This is a genomic window from Oleiharenicola lentus, from assembly GCF_051660365.1.
GTDB lineage: Bacteria > Verrucomicrobiota > Verrucomicrobiia > Opitutales > Opitutaceae > Lacunisphaera > Lacunisphaera lenta_A.
This window is the reverse complement of record NZ_JBOZXB010000001.1, coordinates 1,355,167-1,378,120: the sequence shown is the minus strand read 5'-3', so window position 1 is coordinate 1,378,120 and position 22,954 is coordinate 1,355,167. Positions and strand designations below refer to the sequence as shown.

Sequence of the window (22,954 nt, the reverse complement as noted above, 5' to 3'; positions counted from 1 at the left end):
CCCGCGGGTTACCGTTTTCGCAGCGTGAAACTCGCGGGGCTAATCGCCCCGCCTCCAAATAGAATTTTGAAAATCCACCGCTCATTTCCCGAGTGAAACCAAATTGGCGAATAGGCGATACGCGCCAGGCACGCCGGCGGGCAGTTGGCGGAAGAACGCGAGGCTCGTGTAAACGTAGCGGCCTTGCCCGTGTTTTGCGATGAGCACGCTGCTCGTGAGCGGCGCTTCGCCGGGATCGTTGAATGCGAGCACCGTTTCGTAGTGAGCCTCGTCCCACTTGCTCGGGAAATACGCGCCGCGTTCCTGCACCCAGCCTTCGAAATCGGCGGGCGTGATTTTGTTCGGCGTGTTCAATGCCGCGTGATCGGGCGTGAGGAATTGGAACGGCGATTTTTCGTCCGTGACGCGCAGTTGTGGCGCGGGGCCTTGAATCGAAAGCGAGTAAGGCCCGAGTTGCTCGGCGTTCAGGCCGTTCGGGCGGTTGTATTGCGCGATGACGGTGCCGCCGGTTTCGACGTAAGCGAGGAGGCCGGGAAAATTCACAGCGAGGTCGGTGCGCTCGTTGAAGGCGCGCACGCCGATCACGACGGCGTCGAGGCCCTTGAGTTTTTCCGCCGTGAGATCCGCGCCGGTGAGGCGGCGCACGGTGTAGCCCATTTGCTCCAAACATTCCGCGACATAGTCGCCGGCGCCGGGCAGGTAGCCGACTTGCGTGTCTTTGATGGCGAGATCGAACGTCGCGACGCGAGCACGGGCGGGCGGTTGCAAAAGTTGTAGCGGCAAATGGGCGTAGCGGATTTCCTGGCGCTGATTCGAATAGCTTTTGCCATCCAGATCGACGAATGCCGTGAGGCGACCGGCGGAGGCGTTCGCCGGAGCCGTGACTGCAAACGTGAAGCTCGCTTTCTCGCCGTCGCGCACGAGCGGGAATTTTTGCGTAGTGGGAGAAACTTTCCAGCCATCCGGTGCGCTGACGCGGACAGCGCCGTTGATCGCGTTGCGCTGTGCGGACACTTCGACGGTGACCTGTTTGGTTTTGCCGGGCGCGATGACAAAAATTTCCGAACCGAACGCGAGCGACACCGGCGGGATCACGTCGATGCGGCGCTGGTGTTCGCCTTGGTCGTCTTGCGTGACTTCTTTTGGATCGTCGCGGAAAACGAATTCCTGGCCGCCGATGCCAAAGACGTGTTCGACGACGACCACGGGCGGATTTTCGGGGAGGCCGATGAGTTTCGGATTGTCGACCGTTGAAATGCCGGCGGCGCCATCGGCGCGGAGCCAGTAAGGTTGCGTGATCACGGCTTTTTCGGAGAGCACGCCTTCAAAGTCGCCCGTGAAAACTTTCCCCGGTTTCAAGTCGGTGGGGACGGCAGTGGGCTTGGTGACTTTTTCGAGCGCAGGCACGCGCACGGCGAGGTGTTGCACTTCGATGTCGGTCGCCGCGAGCACCATCGCGTAGTGGAGTTTCAAGGTTTCGCCGGCGACGACTTCGGCGTGTTCGACGGTGGTTTCGATGTCGAGACCGAGGCTGTCGCGGATGATGCGATCGAGTTGCGTGCGTTTGTCGGCGACGAGCGGATCGGTCGTCAGCGCGGCGAGCTTCGTGCGAATTTCGAGCAAGGCAGGCACGGACGCGGAGGGTTTTTGGGGATTGAATTTCGCGATCGCGTCATCGGTGAGCTTCGCGATTTCTGCGCCGCCGGGAATGCGATTCCACGTCGTGTCGACGCCGTCCATCAGGTCTTTTTCGGCGACGGTGCCACCGAAGTGGAGGAAGGTTTGCACGTTGGGGCCGCTCGCGGCGCGACCGGAAAATCCGCCGAGGCCCTGCGTCTTGTGCATGCCGCGACTTTCGTTGGCGATGGTGCCGAAGGATTGTCCGTTGACCGGATCTTCGCCGCCGATGTCCATCGTGACGGTCGGACCGGTGAGGCCGCCGCCGCGATTGCCGCCGAACCCGTTCCAGACGACGCGCGTGGGTTGCCAGACGGTGAGACCTTGGGTGAGTTGCTCGGGATACGCGGCGGGATCGCCGGCGAGTTTAAAGGCTTCGACCGCGAGCATGCCCGACGCAGTGTGGTGGCCGTGACCGCCGCTGCCGGGCGGAATCGGGAAACGCGTGACAATTACGTCGGGGCGAAACGTGCGAATCACGCGCACGACGTCAGCGAGCACTTGGTCGCGATTCCAAAATGCGAGCGTTTCCTCGGGAGATTTCGAAAAACCGAAATCGATGGCGCGCGTGAAAAACTGGCGGCCGCCGTCGAGTTTGCGTGCGGCGATCAATTCCTGCGTGCGCGCGACGCCGAGTTTTTCGTCGAAGTCGCGGCCGAGTTCGTTTTGCCCTCCGTCGCCACGGGTGAGCGAAAGATAGGCGGCGCGGTAACCGCGTCCGCGCGCGAGGTAGGTGATCAGTTGGGTGTTTTCGTCGTCTGGATGCGCGGCGACATGCAGCACGGTGCCGGTCGTGTTAAAGCTGCGGAGTTGCTGAAGAATCGCGGCGGGCGAGGGCGGCGCGGATTCAGCGGCGCGCAACGCGAGGCCGGCGAAACTAACGGTGGCGAGGCAGACGAGACCGAGACGCCGAAACGGGGAAAACATGAAGCGTTAGATCTGAACGGTGAACGGGAGGGTGAACTGCGTGGTTTCCCACTGGATTTTCAGCTTGCCGGTGTTGGGTGTGGATTTGTCGTTTTCGACGATGATGGTCAGTTGGTCGACGGAAGTTTCGAGCGAGGATTTCGTGAGGTCGAAACGAGCGACGTCCTTGGTTTCGTCGACGGGCACGCCCCATTTGCCGAGCGCGCTGCTGAAGGCGAGTTTGGTGGCGCCGGTTTCGGACGGGATAATGTAGAGTGTGTAAGCGCCGGCGGGAAGCGTGGTGCCCGCGATGACGAGCGGTTTTTGCGTGAGGAGGAGCGTGGCTTCGTCGGCACCGAGGCGATTGGCTTCGTTCCATTTGACGAGTTCGCCCCAGACTTTGCGCTGCACGCCGGTGCGCGGGTGTTTCGAATACGGACGACCGTAAGTGACCGTGACGCGGCCGCCGGTTTTGCGTTCGCCGATGATCGCGCTCGTGGTCTCATGCGGCGTGGTGCCGCCGGTGGAGTTGGCAATCTTGGCCGGAGGCGTCGCGGGAGCAGGGGTCGGCGGGGTGGCGGCGGTCGTTTGAGCGCGCAGGCCGGAAACGGCGAGCATCGCGAGGGCGGCAAGAACGGACGTGAGGCGGGACGAGTGCATGGGATTCGTGGGTGACGAGCGGAGCAACGCGGGAGGCGTTGGGTGCTGCCGGTCATGACGCGGCGGGCAGCGGGAAGTTTCGAAACGGAGCCGATGCGCTGGACGCGGGCGGCTCCGTGAGAGGAGAGGAAACGTAACAGTGCCGAAGCGCTGGCTTACTTGAGACGAGTGAGGAGCGTTTCGTTCAAGCGGACGTATTCGTCTTTGATCGCGCCGGTATCTTCGTTGGCGGCTTTGAGGGAAGCTTGGGCGGTGGCGGTCGCGCCGGCTTTGTCGCCCAGTTTTTCGAGGATGAGGGCTTTGCGATAAACGAGGTAGTAGGCTTTCGGTTGGGCGGCGATGGCGGCGTCCATCCAGGAAGCGGCTTTCTTCAGGTCGAGGTTGTTCTCGTAGTAGAACATCGCGGCTTGGACGTAGGTGCCGGGCTTGACGTCGGCGGCGGTCATGGCGGCTTCGATTTGCGGGACGAGCGAAGTGACGACGTCGACTTCGATCTTCACGGGGACGAGCGTCTTTTCCCACGCGAGTTCAAGGAGCGCGGAGCTGTCTTTGAGGTGATTGAAGGTGATCGTGAAGGTTTCGATCGGGAGCGGGAGGGCGACGGGTTTGGCTTTGACGCGAACGACGTCGTTTTTCTCGTCGTAGGTGTAAGCGCCCCATTGGCCGGTGACTTTGTTGAGGATGACGGTCCACTCGGTTTTTTCGGGGATCGTGAACAGCGCGTAAGAGCCGGCGGGGACGTCGCTGCCGCCGAATTTTACGGGCGTGCTGAAGGTGATCTTTGTCGCGCTGTTGGCGCCGGTGCGCCAGACTTTGCCCCACGCTTCGAGTCCGCCGAAAATCGTGCGGCCCTTCATGCTCGGGCGGGAATAATTGACCTCAATGTCGGTGATGCCGACGCGTTGCTTGATGGTGCCGGCCGGGCTGGCTTGGGGAAATTCTAGCTTGGGTGCGGCGGGAGCTTGGGCGAGCAGGCCGGTGGCAAAAACCGAGGCCGCGAGAAGAGCGAAGGCAGAGCGAACGAGGGGAGTCTTCATATTGAGGCAGATAGGAGAACGGAGAGTGCGCATACATTCCAATAAAATCAGGCGAAGCGCCGGATTGTTACGACAACTCGTGGGGTTCCGCAGAGACACCAAGGCAAGGCTCGGGCAGTTTGGCTGCATTTTCATGAAAACAGCCTTGATGCGAGGAGGGTGGACGGCACGTTTGCGGACGCGTCGGACAGCCTCGGGCCAAGGCGGGATGATGCACACACTTAATCCTCCAACCCGTTAGCGAATAGCGGATGACGGCGCTTCGGTTGTCATCCCAGCAAGCATACCCATGTCCTTTGCATTCCCGGTGATGCACCCTCGCGTCGCGAAGGTGCCCGTTCCGCTAGTGTTCAAACTAGCGGCTTTTGTGTTTTTGGTGCTCATCGCGTCCGTAATTGTGGCCCGCGCGACGACTGTCGTGGCGCCCGAGTTTCCCTCGCTGGTTAACCAGTCTGACTATATCGTTCGGGCCGTGGTAAAGTCGGTCGAGTCGAGCTTCGCCAAACCGGGTAATCCGAAGATTATCACTAAAGTTGAATTGGAAGTGAAGGAAGTGATCGCCGGCACGCCACCGTCACCGTTGGTGCTCACGATGCTTGGCGGCAAAGTGGGGGATGTCGAAATGACCTTGGAAGGTGCGCCGCAATTTAAAGTCGGCGACGAGGATGTTTTGTTTGTGAAGGGCAATGGTCGGTTGGCCTATCCATTGGTTGCGATCATGCACGGACGTTATCCGGTCCTGAAAGATGCGATAACCGAACGCACTTACATCGCGCGGAGTAATCGAGTGCCGATGGAAGACAGCGCTGAGGTCGCACAACCGATGGCCACGGGCGGTGCGGCTGAGGTGCAACGACGGATAAAATCAACCGCGCACGCACTGACCCCCGAATTATTCGCCCTGCAAATCAAAGAAGTCGCGAAAGTAAAATCCTCCAGTGAAGTCGCTAAATAATTTCTTATGGTGGTGGGCGGGAATCACACTGCTCGTTTGCGGTGCATCGACGGTGCGCGGCTACGACCTGCTCAAAGATGACGGTGGTTACATCATCACTTGGAAAAACGGAGCAATTCCCCTGCAGGTGAAACTCGACACCACGCAGACTTTTAGCGACGGGAACACATGGAGCAGCAGCGTGGTTGCGGCGATACAGGCGTGGAATGCGCAAATCGGCACGGTGCATTTCACGTCGAGCGTGCCCGGCCCCGGGACCTACCAAAATGGCAATGGCATTAACGAGATCGTGTTGGATAGCACTATGGATGGAGATCCATTCGATGGGAATACACTCGCAGTGACGCTTTCTTATCGAGTGGGGAATGCTCGCGTGGAATCCGACATCGTGTTTTGCACTGCATGGACGTGGGACTCTTATCGCGGCAACGTGCGCTACAATAGTGGCGTTCGCTCGGACGAAATCCAGCGCGTCGTTATCCATGAACTAGGGCATATGCTGGGTTTGGGCCACCCCGATCAAGCGAGCCCAGTGCAGTCGGTCGATGCGATCATGAACAGCCGTGAAAGCAACGTGGATGCGCTGCGGAGCGACGACATCGCTGGTGCGCGTAGCATGTATGGTGCGCCCGGGGCTCCAAGTCCGGCAAACGACTACTTCACCAATGCCAGCACAATTAATTTCAGTTCCGGTTCTGTGCAGATTACTGGCACGAATGTGGCCGCGACGGCTGAATCAGGGGAGCCGGCGCTCGATGCGAGCAATCCGACTCGCTCGACGGTATGGTGGAGGTGGACGGCGCCTTCCGGCGGTTTACTCAGTGTCACGACGCATAACAGTAATTTTGACACGTTGCTGGGTGTCTACACCGGATCCTCGGTCAACGCGCTCACCCAGATCGCGTTGAACGACGATGTGCAGAGCGGAGTGATTCGCACCAGCTCGATTATGCTCAATGTCACCAGTGGGACCACCTACTATTTTGCGGTGGATGGCTGGGGTGGGGCCGTGGGTTTGATAAAGCTCAATCTGGCTTATACTCCGCCCGTCTCACCTCCGACGATCACCGCGCATCCGAGCAGTAGCTCAGTTCAAGAAGGAAACGGCGGGGTATTCAGCGTCTCAGCATCCAGCCAAAGCGGGGGATTAACTTATCAATGGCAGACTCTTCGTGTCGGTTCCGGCACATGGGAAAATGTGGTTAATAACAGCATTTTCTCAGGCGCTAATTCCTCTTATCTGAGTTTTAACCAAAGCGGTTCAATATTAGCGGCGAACGGCCAGCGATTCCGATGCGTGGTGAGTAACTCCGGGGGCAGCGTCACCAGTAACGAGGCGTCGCTGACAGTTAACCCGGCGCCGCCTTACATCACCACTTATCCGCAAAGCCAAACAATTGCCGTAGGTGGCACGGCGACATTTTCAGTGGTAGCTCGTGGCAGCGGCACACTGTCATATCAATGGTCACGCAACGGCAGTGCCCTGAGTAACGCCAACCAATCGACGCTTACGGTGCCGAACGCCACGGAGGCGCTGGCTGGAAATTACTCCGTTCAAGTTTCCAATGCCTATGGGTCTACGACTGCTTCCGCTCAGCTTTCCGTCGTGCTTCCACCTACTATCCAAACCCAACCGAACGATGTCTCGGTGGCGATTGGCGAATCGTTCGCGCTAGCGGTCGAATTTACGTGGACCTCTGGTGTTACTGTGCAGTGGAGTCGAAACGGCGTTCCGATCTCGGGGGCGACGAGTTCTTATCTATCCACCTCAAGTGCGGCAATTGGTGACGCTGGAGTCTACACGGTGCGCATTACTAATGTCGCTGGTGAGGTAGTCTCACGTGGGGCTACGGTTACTATTTTGCCCAGACGTGCCCCGCAAAATATCACGATTTCAAACAATTCTTCTGGAAGTAACATTTCACTGTATGTCAGCCCGGCGTCGACCTGGGGAACTCCACTTGGCTATCAGTGGTATTTAAACGGGCAGGTAATTGCGGGAGCGACGTCAGCAAATTATTCGGTCTCGAATGCGGTGTCCGCGCAATACGGGGAATATTTTGTGGTGGTTACGGGTCCGGGCGGGACTGGAATCAGCAACTCAATTCAAGTTTCTCGTCCGGCAAGCAGCAGCACGACAGTTGGTCGTTGGCTGGATGCCCGTGAGGTGGACGGGGTGGTCTATTTATTATATGCAGATATGCCGAGAATCGCGCGCTATGATCTGACGTCGGAAACCTGGTTGAGTGAGTGGACGCTCAGTGCAGCCCCGCGGGCGTTCGATTTTTCCTCGGATGCAATCTATGTCGCCTACGCTACGCAGATTACGCGCTATAGTCGCACATTTACTGATCCGTTCACGCTTGCTACGTTTTCGGGCACGTTGCGCGCTTTTGTCGTCGCCGAGCAATATCTGCTCGCGATCACCGAGCCTTCTTATTCGAACCGCGAATATCGCATCTACGATCGGTTTGGCGGGATGCTGATTAGTTCTAAAAGCGTCAGTTACGGGCCTGATCGAGGAATCGTTTACAATGCGGCGGCGAAGAAATTTTTTGGTCGTGATTCCGGTCTTTCTCCTTCGGACAACTATTGGTTCGAGCTTAAGAGCGACGGCACGCTGGGCGGTTTTCTTTCGAGCCCGTATCATGGTGATTTCTTGGACGGCACAGCGTTCCAAGTCTCGGCGGATGGCGCGTTGCTTTTCGAGAATTCCGGGGTGGTTTACTCCGCACCGGATTTACGTTTTAAAGCCAGTTTAGGCGGAGCGTATCAGGATATGCTCATGCCGCAGGCGGGTGGGTATTTGATCTTACGAGCGGGAGGATTGCAGCAATATGACGGACAGTTTCGTGAAGTAGCGAGTGCGTCACTCACGGCGTCGCCTGAAAGAATTTTCACCCGCGGAACGCAGATTTTTGCTTTCACCCCGACCACTCTCGCTGGGGCGAATCCTTCGGTGCAGCGTGTATCGATGTCGACGCTGCAACCGGCCCCGTTGCCGCCGGCTTTAGATCCGACTGGACGCGCCATTTGGGATGGTGAGTTTATGGTCGATGCCAGTGGGGTGGTTTACATTTATAGCAAGCTGGACCGTAATGTGTTTCGCTGGAGTTCCCTGGAGGGCCGTTATTTGGCCACTGTGCCCACACGGTTTTCTTCCGACATGGTGGTCTACCACGCCCAGAGCCACTCGATTTTCTACGCTAGTTTGGGCACCACGATTCGGCGTTTGGAGCTAGGGTCATCGAGCTTCTCGGATACGCCTTTCTATTCTGCGCCGCAGGCAATCCGGGGACTACAAGCCACTGGGAATAGTATTCTTTACGTAGACGATACGGGAGCATGGTCATCCCATGCCACGGTATCGATGAAGGGCGAACTGTTGAACTGGCGGGAATGGAATTATTACTCGCGCGAGTATGTGTGGAGCGAGGCCAAGCAACGACTTTACTTTTTCCGCGACGACACTTCTCCGAACGATCTACTCCATGAGTCAATTGATGGTCGTGGCCAAATTGGTCGCGCGTTCGACAGCCCTTATCATGGTGAAGTCTCCACACGCCTACCGATTCGCGTGGCGCAAGATGGGTCGCAGGTGATTCTGGGTTCGAGCCAGGTATTCGATGGCGATACGTTGAGATTGCAGGGGCAGGTTTCCGCTTCGGTGACGGATGCGGTAATTTTTGACAGCAAGATCTACGTGCTCGGTGCCACCACGATGGGTTCCCAAGTTTCAGTGTTTGCCTCGGAAGGATTGGGTTTGATCCAAACGCAGTCATTCAGCGGCACACCGATGCGTTTATTCCAAGTGCCGGGGCAACGCGTGGTGTTGATCACCAGCAACGCTGGGGTGCTCCAATTTCGATTATTGGAGGGGACCAGTTTAACGGAAGCGTCGCCGGCGAGTTTCACTGGAGCTCCGAGAATTGTCACGCAGCCGCTAAACGCTTCCGCCGTGTTGGGGACTCCCGTGGCTCTGTCCGCCGCTGCCACGGGTGCACCCACGCTAATTTATCAGTGGAGCAAGGATAATGTAGATGTAGCTGGCGCCACCGGGCCTGTGTTGGTGATCAATTCGGTCACAAGCGCGGATTTGGGCAGTTATCGAGTGACGGTTACTAACGGTGCGGGATCGGTGCTTTCAAATGCCGCGACGCTAAGTTTGGAAACGCTGCCGGTTATCACCATGCAGCCTTCGTCGATCACAGGCTTTTACGGAGAAGCGGCCACCTTTACCGTGCAAATCCAAAACGCGGGGCCGGTCACTTACCAGTGGTATCAAAATGGTTCTGCCATTTATGGAGCTACCAATGCTAGCTTCCGTATCAACCCGATCAGCTACGGCGACCGAACGACTTACTATGTCGAGATTACCGGTCGGGTCGGCATGGTCCGCTCTGACACCGTCTCGTTGGACGTGGTCGAGAAGCCGAGAATAACTTATGTTTCGGAGTCTTTCTCGATTTATGAAGGTGACCCGATGGCCGTTCAGGTAAACGTGGCTGCCAATCCGGGCGCGACCTTACAATGGTATCGTAATGGCGAAGCCGTCCCCGGTGCTACAAGCGCCTATTACTCAGTGTCGCGAGCCACAGTAGCAGATGCGGGCACCTACACGCTGGTCGCTTCAAATGTCCATGGCACCACTACCTCTTCTCCGATCGTGGTTAAAGTGTCGGTGATGTCTGGAGGCATACTACTCGCGGCGAGCGATTCCCATAGCCTGTTTACCACAGGCGACGGCGTCGTGTGGGGTCAGGGCAATCGGGCGAACTATGAGCTAGGAACCACCTATTATCCCAACTGGCTCCTTCCGCAGGTGGCATTCCGAGATGCGGTCGGCATCTGGGCTGGTAATACGGTTTCCATCTACCTGCGAAAGGATGAAACCGCGTGGGCACAGGGTCGTGGCGGTCCGGGAAAATTTGGCGATGTGAACGGGAATACGCTCACTTTCCCGACGCAGATTGCGACCGCAGCCGCAGCACTTGCGAACGGTTCCAGCCATCTCCTATTACTCAAAACAGATGGGACTGTGTGGGCCAGAGGCACCAACGACAACGGCCAGATTGGCGACGGCATCGCAGGCGTGAGAACTGACTGGGTTCAAATCGGTGTCGATACGCGAGCGATCGCGGCCGGAGATCATACATCGTTCTTCCTGCGCGCCAACGGTCAACTATGGGGCACTGGCGCGCTTGAGCACACCGGTTTGCAGGGCATGTCTTCTGGACGTATCAGCCGCACGCCGGAACTAATCGCGGACCAGGTCAAAAAGATCGCGGTCGGCAGTGTGACTTTAGCGCTCATCAAACAAAACGGTTCACTTTGGACGATGGGGCGCAACGAACTCGGCCAGCTGGGCGACGGAACTGTGGTTTCAAGGTTCATCCCCGCACAAGTCGCCACAGATGTTATTCAAGTCGCCGCAAGTTCGCGCTACATGCTTTTTGTTAAGTCTGATCACACGCTCTGGGGTATGGGCGATGTCCCGTTCCTTCCGGAGTCAGGCGTGGCGCCAGCCAATAGGAGTGTGCCTTACCAGTTAGCAAGTGGGGTCGCGCAAGTCGCGGTGGGTAATAATCACGCTCTCTTCTCCAAGCTGAATGGTCAAATTTACGCTGGCGGCAAAAATGATAACGGTCAGCTCGGCGATGGATCGACGATCAACCGCACGACGCCTGTTTTGATCTTGGCGCGCACGATTTTCACTCCCGATGCTCCTGGTATCGCTGCGAACGATGGCGCAACTTACGCCGAGACGACTCTCATTCAATGGCGTCAGGTGGTCGGCGCGACTGGCTATGAAATTTTCCGTTCGCGTCAGAATGATGTGAGCACTGCGCAGCGGATCGGTGATACGGATGCGGGAACGCTTTTCTATGATCGCATTGCCGTGGAGGATATCGGTGTCCCGTTTTACTACTGGGTGAACGCCGTTAACTCTGCCGGCGCGAGCGGCCTAAGCGCAGCGTTTACCCGCACGCGCATTGCCGCCCAAGTCCCGCAAATTCTCCAACAACCGATGCCTCGCTCGGCAGGCGTGGGTGGAACCGTTAGTTTCAGTGTTGTGGCTGATGCGAGCCCCGCGCCGACCTACCAGTGGCAACGTTTGCCGGTCGGCGGTTCAGGTTGGGAAACAATTTCCACTTCTGCGGCAAACTACAGCGGCAGCATAACGCCCACGCTCTCCATTATGGGCGGCGGCAGCCAATTAAGTAATAGCGGAGATGCTTTTCGCTGCGTCGTTACTAATATGCTCGGTTCGGCGACTTCTAATTCTGCGACTCTCTCGGTTTTCGTGGCAGCAGCGACCCGCGTTTCAGCTGGCCGCTATCACAGCCTGCGATTGGACGGATTCTCGAATCTCTTTGTAAGTGGCACGAACGCCATGGGGCAGTTAGGCAATGGAAACACGTCGAATGTCTCTACTGCGCAACGCATCTCCTTGGCTGGGAAAACGCTGGTGGATGTCTCGGCCGGAGGGCAGCACAGTTTATTCCTAACAAATTCGAAAGAACTGTATGCGAGCGGCTTCAATGCGAACGGGCAATTGGGCGATGGCATGCTGGTTGCCAGGTCGACACCAGTGCGGATTGCGACTGAGGTGGTAGCAATCGCTGCGGGCGTCACGCACAGCGTTTACGTAAAAACCGACGGAACGCTCTGGACGATGGGTGGCAATGATTCGGGTCAGCTAGGCAATGGCACGACCACGGATCGCAACACGCCGGCGCAGGTTGCTACGGGCGTGATCGATGTGTCTGTGGGTGTGGCGCAGACTTATTTTGTTAAGTTCGATGGCACACTGTGGGGAGCGGGCGATATGAACGGCAGCGGGCTTCCGGCCAGCACGCCGGTGCAAATCGCGACCAACGTGAAGTCGGTTTCGGCCGGAGCCTACCACGCGATTTTCATCAAGCAGGACGGCACGCTCTGGGGAGTTGGTCTAAACAACCACGGGCAGCTGGGCAACGGCACAACGGCGGATGCTGCCGCCCCTGTGCAAATTGCGACTGGCGTGAAGAGCGCGAGTGCAGGCTACTTCTACAACGCCTACATTAAAAACGATAACACTCTCTGGTTGGTGGGGCGCAATACGTTTGGGCAACTTGGCGATGGCACTACGACGACCCGACACCTCCCTTTCCAACTCACTACGAACGTGGCTGTCGTGAGTGCCAGCGAAGGCTACACTTCGTTTACCAAAAATGACGGCACCTTATGGGCCACGGGAATAAACGCCCAAGGACAATTCGGTAACGGTAGCACGGCGACAATCACTACCCCGGTTTTAATTTCCGCAGGTTCTATTTCAGTGCCTGCAGCGCCAGTTGGTTTTATGGCGACGACGATCTCCATAGATAGAGTTCGTCTTACGTGGCAGCCTGCGGCCGATGCGACGCATTATGAAGTGTGGCGCAACGCAACGAATGATAGCGCTACCGCGACGCGAATCGTGAGTGATTTGCGCTGGGCGATTTACGAGGACATTAGCGAGGGGGCAGGTGCGGCGTTTTATTGGATTAAAGGGGTAAATGCGGCTGGCACAAGTGGGTTCAGCGCGGGCGTCAATGGATCGGTTGAGGCTAGCACGGCTCCGGTAATCATGACGGAACCGCAAAGTCAGACCGTTGAGGTCGGCACTCCCGTTACGCTCTCTGTTACTGCAAGCGGTTCTGATCCGCTGAGCTACCAATGGACGAAAGGCGCGGACAATATCTCAGGTGCTACATCGACGACCTATAAGCTGTCGAGTGCGGCCGTGACGGACGCGGGGGATTACCGCGTCATCGTCAGTAACTCTGCAGGCAGCACGACGTCCGCAGTCGCGACACTCACGGTAAACAAACTCACCCAGTCTATTACTTTCGGAGCGCTTGCAGATCGCGATTATACCCTGATTCCGATCACGCTTTCGGCGACTGCCAGCTCAGGTTTGCCTGTAGTGTTCTCGGTGATTAGCGGCCCAGGGACAATCAATGGTAACGAACTAACCCTAACTGGAACCGGCACGCTTACGGTGCGCGCGGCTCAATCGGGGAATGCCACGTATGCGGCAGCGGCGGTCGTGAATCGCAGTTTTGTGATCTCCAAGGCTCCAGCCACCATTACTGTGGACGGCTTCAATGTGACCTACGACGGTTCGCCGAAAACGGTTTCGGTTGCCACAAATCCGGCAGGTCTGGTTCACGATATCAGTTACAACGGCGCCCAAGCTGCTCCAACCAACGCGGGCAGCTACTCCTTTACAGCGACCATCAACGACCCTAATTATTCCGGCAGCGTGAATGGCACGCTGGTCATTGCGAAAGCAGCGCAAACGATCTCATTTACCGGCCCCGCAAACCAAGGGTTCAGTGTGACGCCAATCACCTTGAGCGCCACGGCGAGTTCTGCATTACCAATTGCATTCACGGTGGTTTCCGGGCCGGCTTCGTTGGCGGGCGCGACACTCACGTTAAGTGGTTCTGGCCTCATCACATTGCGCGCTAACCAGACAGGTGACAATAATCGCGAGGCGGCCGCGCCCGTTGAGCAAAGTTTCTTTGTCAGCGGAAATTACGAGTCTTGGCGCCTCGCGCATTTCACAACGGAAGAATTATTGGATGTGGACGTCAGTGGTTTCAACGCGGATCCAGATTCGGATGGTCTTGATAATCTCGTTGAATATGCGCTTGGCTCTGAACCCAGGGGCGAGACAACAGCCGGTTTGCCGGAAGTCACAATGTCCTCCACGGACTGGAGCTACACTTATGCGCGACCGGTGGAACGAAATGATGTGACTTACACGGTCGAGGTTTCGACGAATCTCACAAATTGGACAACCGCCGATCTCACGCACGAACTCGTCTCTACTCACGGCGGCACTGCCACTGAAATCTGGCGCGCCCGGTATCCGCTCGCTGCTGCAGCCAATGCGTATTTCCGCCTAAAAATCTCCACGCAATGATCTTCGCATTGGGTTTGAAGCAACGATGGGTCGCTTTGAAATTAGTGATGGCGACCGGCTTGATCGCGTTGAACGCGTTTGCCGCACCCGTCATTACCCAGCAACCGACCAACCAATCGGTCGTCATGGGTGAAACCGGCTCGTTTTCGATCGTCGCGCAAGGTGAGGGAACGCTGGCTTATCAATGGCAATGGCTGGATCCCTACAATCCTGCATGGGCGGATCTTGAACTGGATAATTTTCGTTACGAAGGCGTGCGCACGGCGACGCTTCAGTTGGTTTCCACAGTTCACATTATCGGGGGCACGCAATTTCGATGCGTGGTAACAAATGCGACCGGCAGCACTACGTCACAAGCGGCAGCGGTGAGTTACACTTACCCTCCACCGATTATTGGCCCGCTGCCCGAAACCCAGACGAAGTTAACCGGCAGTTCGCTCCTGCTCTATCCAGGGGTATCAAGTTATGGCTACTACCCCACATATCAGTGGCAGAAAAATGAGCAGGATATTCCCGGCGCCACTGATTTCTTTTATGAAATCACTTCACTCCAGTTGGGAGACGCGGGGCGCTATCGTTTGGTGGCCACTAACGCGATTGGCAGCACATTTTCAAATTCCTCAGTGGTTAATGTGTTGGTGCCAGCACCGGTGGTATCTGCGGAAGGAGGCTATGGTTTTAGTGTATTTTTGCGCGACGATGGCAGCGCGTGGGGGGTGGGTTACGGGCCGGCCTACGGTCAACCCACCGCAGCCGCGAGCGGCGCTACTTACGCGATGGGTGAAGTGGCAAAAGTGGCGGCAGGTTACGCTCACACGCTCTTTCTCAAACGTGATGGTTCGTTGTGGTATGCTGGAACTATTTTAGGTTCCGTGAATGGGCAGAGTTATTCCGCCCCAATCCAAATCGCCACGGGTGTCGTCGACATCGCCGCCGGATTGGCCACGAGTTTCTTTATCAAGGCGGATGCCACGTTGTGGGCTTTTGGCAGAAATACTAGCGGTGAGTTGGGCGATGGCACATTGGAACACCGCATGAGTCCAGTGCAGGTTGCCTCAAATGTGCGGCAGGTGGCGGCCGGTTCGTTTCGATCATTTTATGTCAAGATGGACGGAACTCTTTGGTCGGTTGGCCTGAACCAATCGGGTGCGCTCGGCGATGGCACTTACCAAGACCGGCGGCTTGCCGTGCAAGTGGCGAGTTCGGTGCGTTCCGTCCATACCGATGCGAATACTGACATGGTGGCTTTTCTAAAGACAGACGCGACCCTCTGGGGCATGGGTGCTCTGGGTCTGCTCCTCCCGAATATCAATAATGATTCCGTGCCACAACCCGTGGAACTGGCCACGCAGGTTTCCGATGTCGCCGTTGGCAGTTCACACATTCTCTATATCAAAATGGATGACACTCTCTGGTCGCGGGGTGGCAATTGGCAGGGCCAATTGGGCGATGGCTCTTTCATAGACCGGCGTGGGTCGGTGCAAATTGCCTCGGGTGTCAAAGCCGTGGGAGCCGGGGCCAATTACTCGTTGTTTGTTACGCCGGAAGGTATGTTGTGGGGAATGGGAAATGTGGATCTTTCCTCGAGTGTCCGTGGTGATGGCGCGACACCGTTTCTGATCGCCTCGACTCCATTGGATCCGCCGGCGATTCCAACAGACGTAAGTGCAACGGGCGGGAGCGATTTCCGCGGTATTCTGGTGAGTTGGACTGCAGTGACGGGAGCTGTTGGATATGAAATTTGGCGCAACACCACGGCCGATCTCGCGAATGCCAGCAAAGTCGCGACAGTGGGTTTAGCTCCTTCTTACCGGGACGACACCGTCTCCGGCGCTGCGTCCTATTATTATTGGGTTAAGGCGACCAATTCAGGTGGAAGCAGCGGGTATAGCGAAGTCGTCAGTGGCGTGCCATCTGCGTTGCAGGCTCCGTCGATTTTGCAGCATCCACAAAATCGGGCGACCCCTATAGGACAGGGCGTCGTATTCAGTGTCATAGCCGATGGGGTTCCAGCTCCGACCTACCGGTGGCAACGGTTGCCAACAGGAACTTCGACGTGGTTGGAAATCGATACCACCCAACCGTTGACATATGGGTATGCGAACACCGCTGAATTGGAGGTCTATATTTTTTCAACGCTCCTCAGTCACCAAGGCGATCAATTTCGCTGCATCGTGACTAATGCTGTTGGCTCGGTTATTTCAAATTCAGCCACGCTGACGATTGCGAAGGCCGCCATGACACGCGTGTCAGCCGGTCGCTACCACAGTTTGCAGCTGGATGCGGAATCCAAACTCTTTGCGAGCGGCGCGAATACCCATGGCCAGCTGGGCATTGGCATGAACACCAATTCTAGCGTGAGCAGACGCGTCTCTATACCGGATCGTCCAATAGCGGCTGTCGCGGCGGGTGCGCAGCATAGTTTAATTCTTACGACAGATCATGAGCTATGGGTGGCGGGTTACAATGCCACGGGGCAATTGGGCGATGGCACGCTGCTGGCCAAGTCGACACCTTTTCAGGTTGCGACTGAGGTGGTCGCAATCGCGGCGGGGGTGACGCACAGCGCTTACGTAAAAACCGACGGAACGCTGTGGACGACGGGTGGCAATGATTCCGGCCAGCTGGGCAATGGCACGACCACGGATCGCAGCCTGCCGGTGCAGGTTGCGCCGGACGTGATCGATGTGTCCGTGGGCGTGGCGCAGACCTATTTTGTTAAGTTCGATGGCACGCTATGGGGAATGGGTGACCTGAATGGCAGCGGGCTGCCGGTGAGCACACCGGTGCAAATCGCGAGCAACGTGAAATCGGTTTCGGCCGGAGCCTATCACGCAATTTTTATCAAGCACGACGGCACGCTTTGGGGTGTCGGGTTAAACAATCACGGGCAACTGGGCAATAGCACGACGACCGATGCGGTCGCACCCGTGCAAATTGCAAGCGGCGTGAAGAGCGCCAGCGCAGGCTACTTCTACAACGCGTATATCAAAAACGATAAGACGCTCTGGTTGGTAGGGCGTAATACGTTTGGCCAACTCGGTGACGGCACTACCACGAGCCGGCACGTGCCGTTCCAGCTAGCGGCTGACGTGAGATCTGTCAGTGCCAGCGAGGGCTATACGCTTTTCGCTAAAAACGATGGCACTTTGTGGGCCACGGGCATAGACGCTCAGGGGCAATTTGGGAACGCCGAAACGGCGACAGTTAATATTCCAATTTCAATTTCGTTTGGATTTACGGTGGCACCCGTTGCACCGGTTGGTTTGGCCGCGACGTCGATCTCGGCGGGACGGGTGCGTCTCACGTGGCAGCCTGCGGGCAACGCGGTGCACTATGAAGTGTGGCGTAACGCCACCAACGACAGCACCACTGCGACGCAAATCGCGAGCGGCGTGACTTGGGCAATTTATGAGGATATCGGCTCCGGGCTGGAAGCGGCTTATTACTGGATCAAGGCGGTTAATTCTGGGGGAACGAGCGCGTTCAGCGCGAGTGTCAGTCCGGGAGCAGGACTTTCCCCTCCGGTGATTACGACGGAGCTGCAGAGCCAGACGGTCAATGTGGGCACGAGTGTTTCATTTTTTGTGAATGCGACCGGCTTAGCGCCGCTGAGCTACCAATGGATCAAGGGCACAGAAACAATTTCAGGCGCGACTTCAGCAACCTACACCTTGCCGAGTGTGGTTGTGACGGACGCGGGGGATTACCGCGTGGTCGTCAGCAATTCTGCAGGCAGCGCGACGTCTGCAGTCGCGACGCTCACGGTAAACAAGCTTACCCAGTCCATTGCGTTCGGAGCACTTGCTGATCGCGATTACACTCTGGTTCCGATCGCGCTATCGGCGACTGCCAGCTCGGGTTTGTCTGTGGCATTCTCGGTGGTGAGCGGCCCGGGGACAATCAATGGTAACGAACTAACCCTAACTGGAACCGGCACGCTTACGGTGCGCGCGGCTCAATCGGGGAATGCCACGTATGCGGCCGCCTCGGTGGTGAACCGCAGCTTTGTGATCTCGAAGGCTACGGCCACAGTCACCTTGGGCGGCTTAAATGTTACTTACGACGGCTCATCCAAAGCGGCTTCAGTTACGACGAACCCGGCGAACCTCTCGCACGACATTCTCTATAACGGTGCCCAAGCTACGCCGACCAACGCGGGCAGCTACGCCGTTGCGGCGACGATTAACGACGCCAATTATTCCGGCAGCGCGAGCGGCACCCTTGTCATCGCGAAAGCCACACAAACGATCGAATTCGCTGGCCCCGCGAATCAGGTGTTTAGTGTAACGCCGATCACCTTGAGCGCCACGGCGAGCTCTGGATTACCGGTTTCGCTCACGGTGGTTTCCGGGCCGGCGAGCGTTTCGGGCACGACCCTGACGTTGACCGGCTTTGGCACGGTCACGCTGCGCGCTACTCAAACCGGTGATGCCAACCACGAGGCGGCGACGCCAGTTGATCAGAGCTTCGTGGTGAGCAGCAATTATGAGGTGTGGAGACAGGGTGTGTTCACAGCGGAGGAGTTGCTCAACGCTGCCATTAGTGGGCCAAACGCAGATCCGGATCACGACGGCTTCGCCAATCTGGTCGAATATGCGTTGGGCTTGGAGCCGAAAATCCCTAGCACGCAAAACCTTCCCGTGGTGGCTTTCCTGCAGGGTGAATGGACCTACACCTATAGTTATTCTTCAGACCGGGCGGACGTGCTTTTTCTAGTGGAAGCATGCACGGATTTGAGTGCATGGACATCCGTAGGTGTGGGTGGAGGCAGTTTAATCGGTTCTGAAAATGGCAGGGACACGGTGCGCGTGATCTATCTTGGTGGTTCGACAAATGCGGTGTTCTTCAGATTGAAAGTGCTGCTTGAGCCCGTGACCCGGGAACCCTGAGTTGTCGTCCTGATGTGATAACGTTTATGCGTTCTTCGGATGTTATCATTAAGTGGTGGGTGCTTTTTGCGCTCGTGGTCGTAGGTGCCGACACCCTTCGCGCAGCGATTGGACGTATACCTACACGCGTCCCGCTGATCGCAGCGATCTGACTTATACGGTCGAAGTCTCCACGAATCTCACAACGTGGACGACGAGTGGCGTGATGCACGAGTTTGTGTCGAGCGCGGCTGGAGTAGAAACGTGGCGAGCGACATACTTGTTGGGGGCGGCGCCAAATGTGTTTTTCAGGCTGAAGATAGAGAGAAATGAGCAGCCTGTCTGCTAATGAATCGACATGGGGTTGCGTTTGAGTTTGGGTCTGCGCGCACACCTCACCGGCGTTACGCTGGTAACTTCCCCACGCTTTATGAACTTGTTGAGCTCGTTCGATCGTTTCGCCGTGTCCCGCGGCTGTTTGGTTCGTTGTTTTGTTGCGGCTTTCACCCTCGCGTTTTTTCCGCGGATCGCGGCGGCCGCGCCCGCGTTGAGTGTCACGCCTTCGACACTCGCGGTGAGCAGCGCGACTCCAGTCGTGCTGCACGTGACCGGACTCACGGCTGGCGAAGCCGTGTTGGTCGAACGCTACCTCGATGTGAACGCCAACGGCGTCGTCGATGCGGCGGATCGTTTGGTGCAAAGCGCGCGGATCACTGATGGCGCGGTGACGCTCATCGGCGGTCAGCGCAATCGCAATGTCCCGGGCGATACTGATGGCGCGGCGGATGGCCAGATCACCACGCAATTTTCCCTGTCGCGTTCCGTGGAAATGGGGAAAGTGGTCGGCACATTTTTGGTGCGTGTCTCCAGCCCGACTGCGGCGTTCAGCGCTTTTACAGAAACGTTTACCGCCACGCAGACGGCGGATGGCCAAAGTATTTCCGGCACGGTGATGAGCGATGGCGGCACGCCGGTGGCGATTCCGAATGCCATCGTCGGCCTGCTGGGCGGCGGCGAAGAAAGCGAATTTCTTTACGGCGTGTTGGCGAATGCGAGCGGGGAATTTTCGATCAATGCGCCCGCGGGCACCTACCAAGTCGTGTCGGTTGCGAATGGATTTCTCGCGGACCTCGGGAACGCGTCCCCGGTGGTGTTGGGCGCAGGCCAGACTCCCACGAGCAACGTCACCATGATCGCGGGCACGCGCACGATTTCCGGCCGGCTCGAGAACAGTGTCGATGCTGCGCAACGTTTGCCGGGCGTGCAGCTGTTCGTGCAGTCGGAGATGGGACTCATTTCGCTGCCGGCGACGGATGCGGCGGGTAATTTTTCGGTCAGCGTGACGGCGGGTGAGTGGCAGGTGGAAACATCGAGCACGTCGCTGGGCTCCCTCGGTTATCTGAGTGGTGCCTCCGCCACGGCGGCGGATACGACGAGTGCCAGCGTCAGCAATTTGAACATTCCGTTGGTGAAAGCGAACGCGCTGCTCTACGGCACGCTCATCACGAACACCGGCACGCCGCTCGCCAACGTGCTTATGGAAGCGCGCGAAAGCGGAAATCTTTATTCGTTGGAAACGGTGACCGACTCTCTGGGTCGCTACTCGTTCGGGGCAGTGGCGGGCACGTGGAATATCGGCGTGGATTACAACTCGCCCGTGTTGGCTGGTTACCTCCCGCCGGCTTCGAATAATGCCACGGTGACGACGGGTGCCGCCGTGCAGACAAATTTTGTCGCGGCTGCCGCGAACGCCCATCTGCAAGGCACCGTGACCAACAACGGTGTGCCAGTGCCGAACCTGTTGCTCAGCGCAGTGCGGCAGGGCGGGATTGTCATGTCGCTGCAAACGACGTCGGACTCCAGCGGCAACTTCGACTTCGGCGTCGTCGGTGCCACGTGGACGATCCGCCTGGATGAGGAGACGGCGGCGAATAATAATTTGGTCGGCGCCTCGATCTCCGCGACGGTGGCGGACAATGCGACGACCTCGGGCATCGCTTACACGGTCAAAACTCGCACGGGTGTGATCACCGGCCAGGTGCGCGACGGCGGTAATAACCCGCTCGAAAACGTTAACGTCTTTGCGAACGCCACGATTAGCGGAGTGGCGTATCTGGCGAGTGCGCGCACGAACGAGTCGGGTAATTATTCTTTTCCCGTGATCAATGGCACGTGGACGGTCGGCGCTTACGGTGGCAACGGAGTGACCTTTACGAATCAGAGCGCGACCGTTTCGAGCGCGAGCACGACGGTGAATTTCACACCGGTGGTTTACACGTCGCATTTTCAAGGCACGGTCACGAACAACGGCGTGCCCGTCTCGGGTGTGCAGGTGGGCGCGTTTTTGCAGGGCGGCAGCACGTTTGTGCAGACGACCACGAACGGCAGCGGCCAGTTCGATCTGGGCGTCAACGTCGGCACCTGGAGCATCAGCGTGCAGCCGAGCAGTGTAGTGGCGATGAACTTGGTCTGCGAATCGCTGAACAGTCAGGTGATCGCTGACAACCAGACGATCAGCGGTCTGGCGTTGCGCGTCTTGACCAGCACGGGAACCATCAGCGGCACCGTGCGCGATTACAGCGGCACCCTCGCCGCGGGAGTGTTTGTCGGCGGCAGCGTTTCGATTGGCGGCGTCAGTTATTCCGCCAACGCCCAGAGCAATGGCAGCGGCGCTTATTCGCTGCGCGTAGTCGATGGTGCGTGGACGCTCTTTGCGAACACTCCTTCGCTGAATTTTGCGTCGCAGAACGCGGTGGTGAGCGGTTCGGCGGTGGTGAATTTCCAGGCGACAGTCTTCACCTTCCAGCCCGGCAACCAGACGGTTTCAAACGGGGGTGGGACTGGGTTCTCGGTGGGCACGAATCCACCGAGCGCGGCGACGGTGCAATGGGAAGTCTCCACCGACGGTGGTTCGGTCTGGGCCAGCGTGCCGGCATCGAGCCCTTATTCCGGGACGACGAGCAATTCGCTTTCGATTAATCCCGCGACGACCGGCATGAACGGTTATCGCTACCGTGCCGTGGTGAGCGGATCATTCCCCACGCAGACCAGCACGAGCGCGCTGCTCACGGTCAACACGCCGAGCGTGCCGCCCGCATTCACGACGCAACCGTCCGATCGGACCGTTTCCATCGGCCAGAATGCGACGTTCGAAGCTGCCGCCAACGGCACGCCGACGCCGACGATTCAGTGGCAACTCTCCACCGACGATGGCGTCAGTTGGAATAATGTTTCCAACGATGCCACGCACAGCGGCGTCACGAGCAACGTGCTCACTGTCGCGACCAACAACGTCGCGCAAACCGGCGACCGCTACCGCGCCCGTGCGACCAACAGCGCGGCCACGGTGGAAAGCAATGTGGCCACCCTGACCTTGAGCGCTGACTTCAATCTCTGGCGCTCGACCTATTTCACGCCGACCGAACTCGGTAATCCGAGCGTCAGCGGTGCGAATGCGATCTACGGTCAGGATGGCCTGACGAACCTCACGAAATACGCACTCGGCCTGAATCCCACGGTGAATGCGACGGCTGGCCTGCCGGTCGTGACGACGACCGCGACCGAGTGGGTTTACACTTACACGCGTCCCACGGATCGTGCCGACGTCACTTACTCCGTGGAAGTTTCCACCAACCTCTCCGCGTGGTCGACCAGTGGCGTGACGCACGAACTCGTCTCGTCGGCGAGCGGCACGGACACCTGGCGCGCGCGTTACCTCCTCTCAAGTGCGACGAATGCGTTCTTCCGCTTGAAAGTCGTGGTGCCGTGAGTGCGTAGCGGAAGCCGGAACCAGACAGTTTAACCACAAATGGACACGAAGGCACACGAATGAAGCGCGTTGGGCGGTTGTAGTGCGCTCCGGGATTCGTGTCATTTCGTGTGCATTCGTGGT

7 protein-coding genes are annotated in these 22,954 nt (G+C 57.8%); 4 read left to right on the top strand and 3 right to left on the bottom strand.

The window, feature by feature from the left end; all coding sequences use genetic code 11:
* Nucleotides 1–81 precede the first annotated feature (81 nt).
* The 3 genes from ACRRQW_RS04930 to ACRRQW_RS04920 form a co-directional block, all read right to left on the bottom strand.
* Entirely contained in the window at nucleotides 82–2,604 is a 2,523-nt protein-coding gene (locus ACRRQW_RS04930; RefSeq protein ID WP_438480148.1) for a PIG-L family deacetylase, read from the bottom strand.
* 6 nt (nucleotides 2,605–2,610) lie between these two features.
* Nucleotides 2,611–3,243, bottom strand: coding sequence for a DUF2911 domain-containing protein (locus ACRRQW_RS04925; RefSeq protein WP_438480147.1), 633 nt, complete (start codon nucleotides 3,241–3,243; stop codon nucleotides 2,611–2,613).
* A gap of 155 nt (nucleotides 3,244–3,398) precedes the next feature.
* Nucleotides 3,399–4,280, bottom strand: coding sequence for a DUF2911 domain-containing protein (locus ACRRQW_RS04920; protein ID WP_438480146.1), 882 nt, complete (start codon nucleotides 4,278–4,280; stop codon nucleotides 3,399–3,401).
* Nucleotides 4,281–4,569: 289 nt separating this feature from the next.
* Here ACRRQW_RS04920 and ACRRQW_RS04915 point away from each other — a divergent pair, with 289 nt between their 5' ends.
* The 4 genes from ACRRQW_RS04915 to ACRRQW_RS04900 all read left to right on the top strand — a co-directional run bounded on the left by ACRRQW_RS04915 (nucleotide 4,570) and on the right by ACRRQW_RS04900 (nucleotide 22,831).
* Nucleotides 4,570–5,235 carry a hypothetical protein gene (locus ACRRQW_RS04915; RefSeq protein ID WP_438480145.1) on the top strand — a complete coding sequence of 222 codons (666 nt, stop codon included), beginning with the start codon at nucleotides 4,570–4,572 and terminating at the stop codon, nucleotides 5,233–5,235.
* Entirely contained in the window at nucleotides 5,219–14,191 is an 8,973-nt protein-coding gene (locus ACRRQW_RS04910) for an immunoglobulin domain-containing protein (RefSeq protein WP_438480144.1), read from the top strand. Before ACRRQW_RS04915 ends, ACRRQW_RS04910 begins: the two co-directional genes overlap by 17 nt.
* Nucleotides 14,188–19,083 carry an MBG domain-containing protein gene (locus ACRRQW_RS04905; protein WP_438480143.1) on the top strand — a complete coding sequence of 1,632 codons (4,896 nt, stop codon included), beginning with the start codon at nucleotides 14,188–14,190 and terminating at the stop codon, nucleotides 19,081–19,083. The genes ACRRQW_RS04910 and ACRRQW_RS04905 overlap by 4 nt, the downstream gene beginning before the upstream one ends.
* Before the next feature lie 409 nt (nucleotides 19,084–19,492).
* Nucleotides 19,493–22,831 carry a beta strand repeat-containing protein gene (locus ACRRQW_RS04900; protein ID WP_438480142.1) on the top strand — a complete coding sequence of 1,113 codons (3,339 nt, stop codon included), beginning with the start codon at nucleotides 19,493–19,495 and terminating at the stop codon, nucleotides 22,829–22,831.
* The last annotated feature ends 123 nt before the right edge of the window (nucleotides 22,832–22,954 follow it).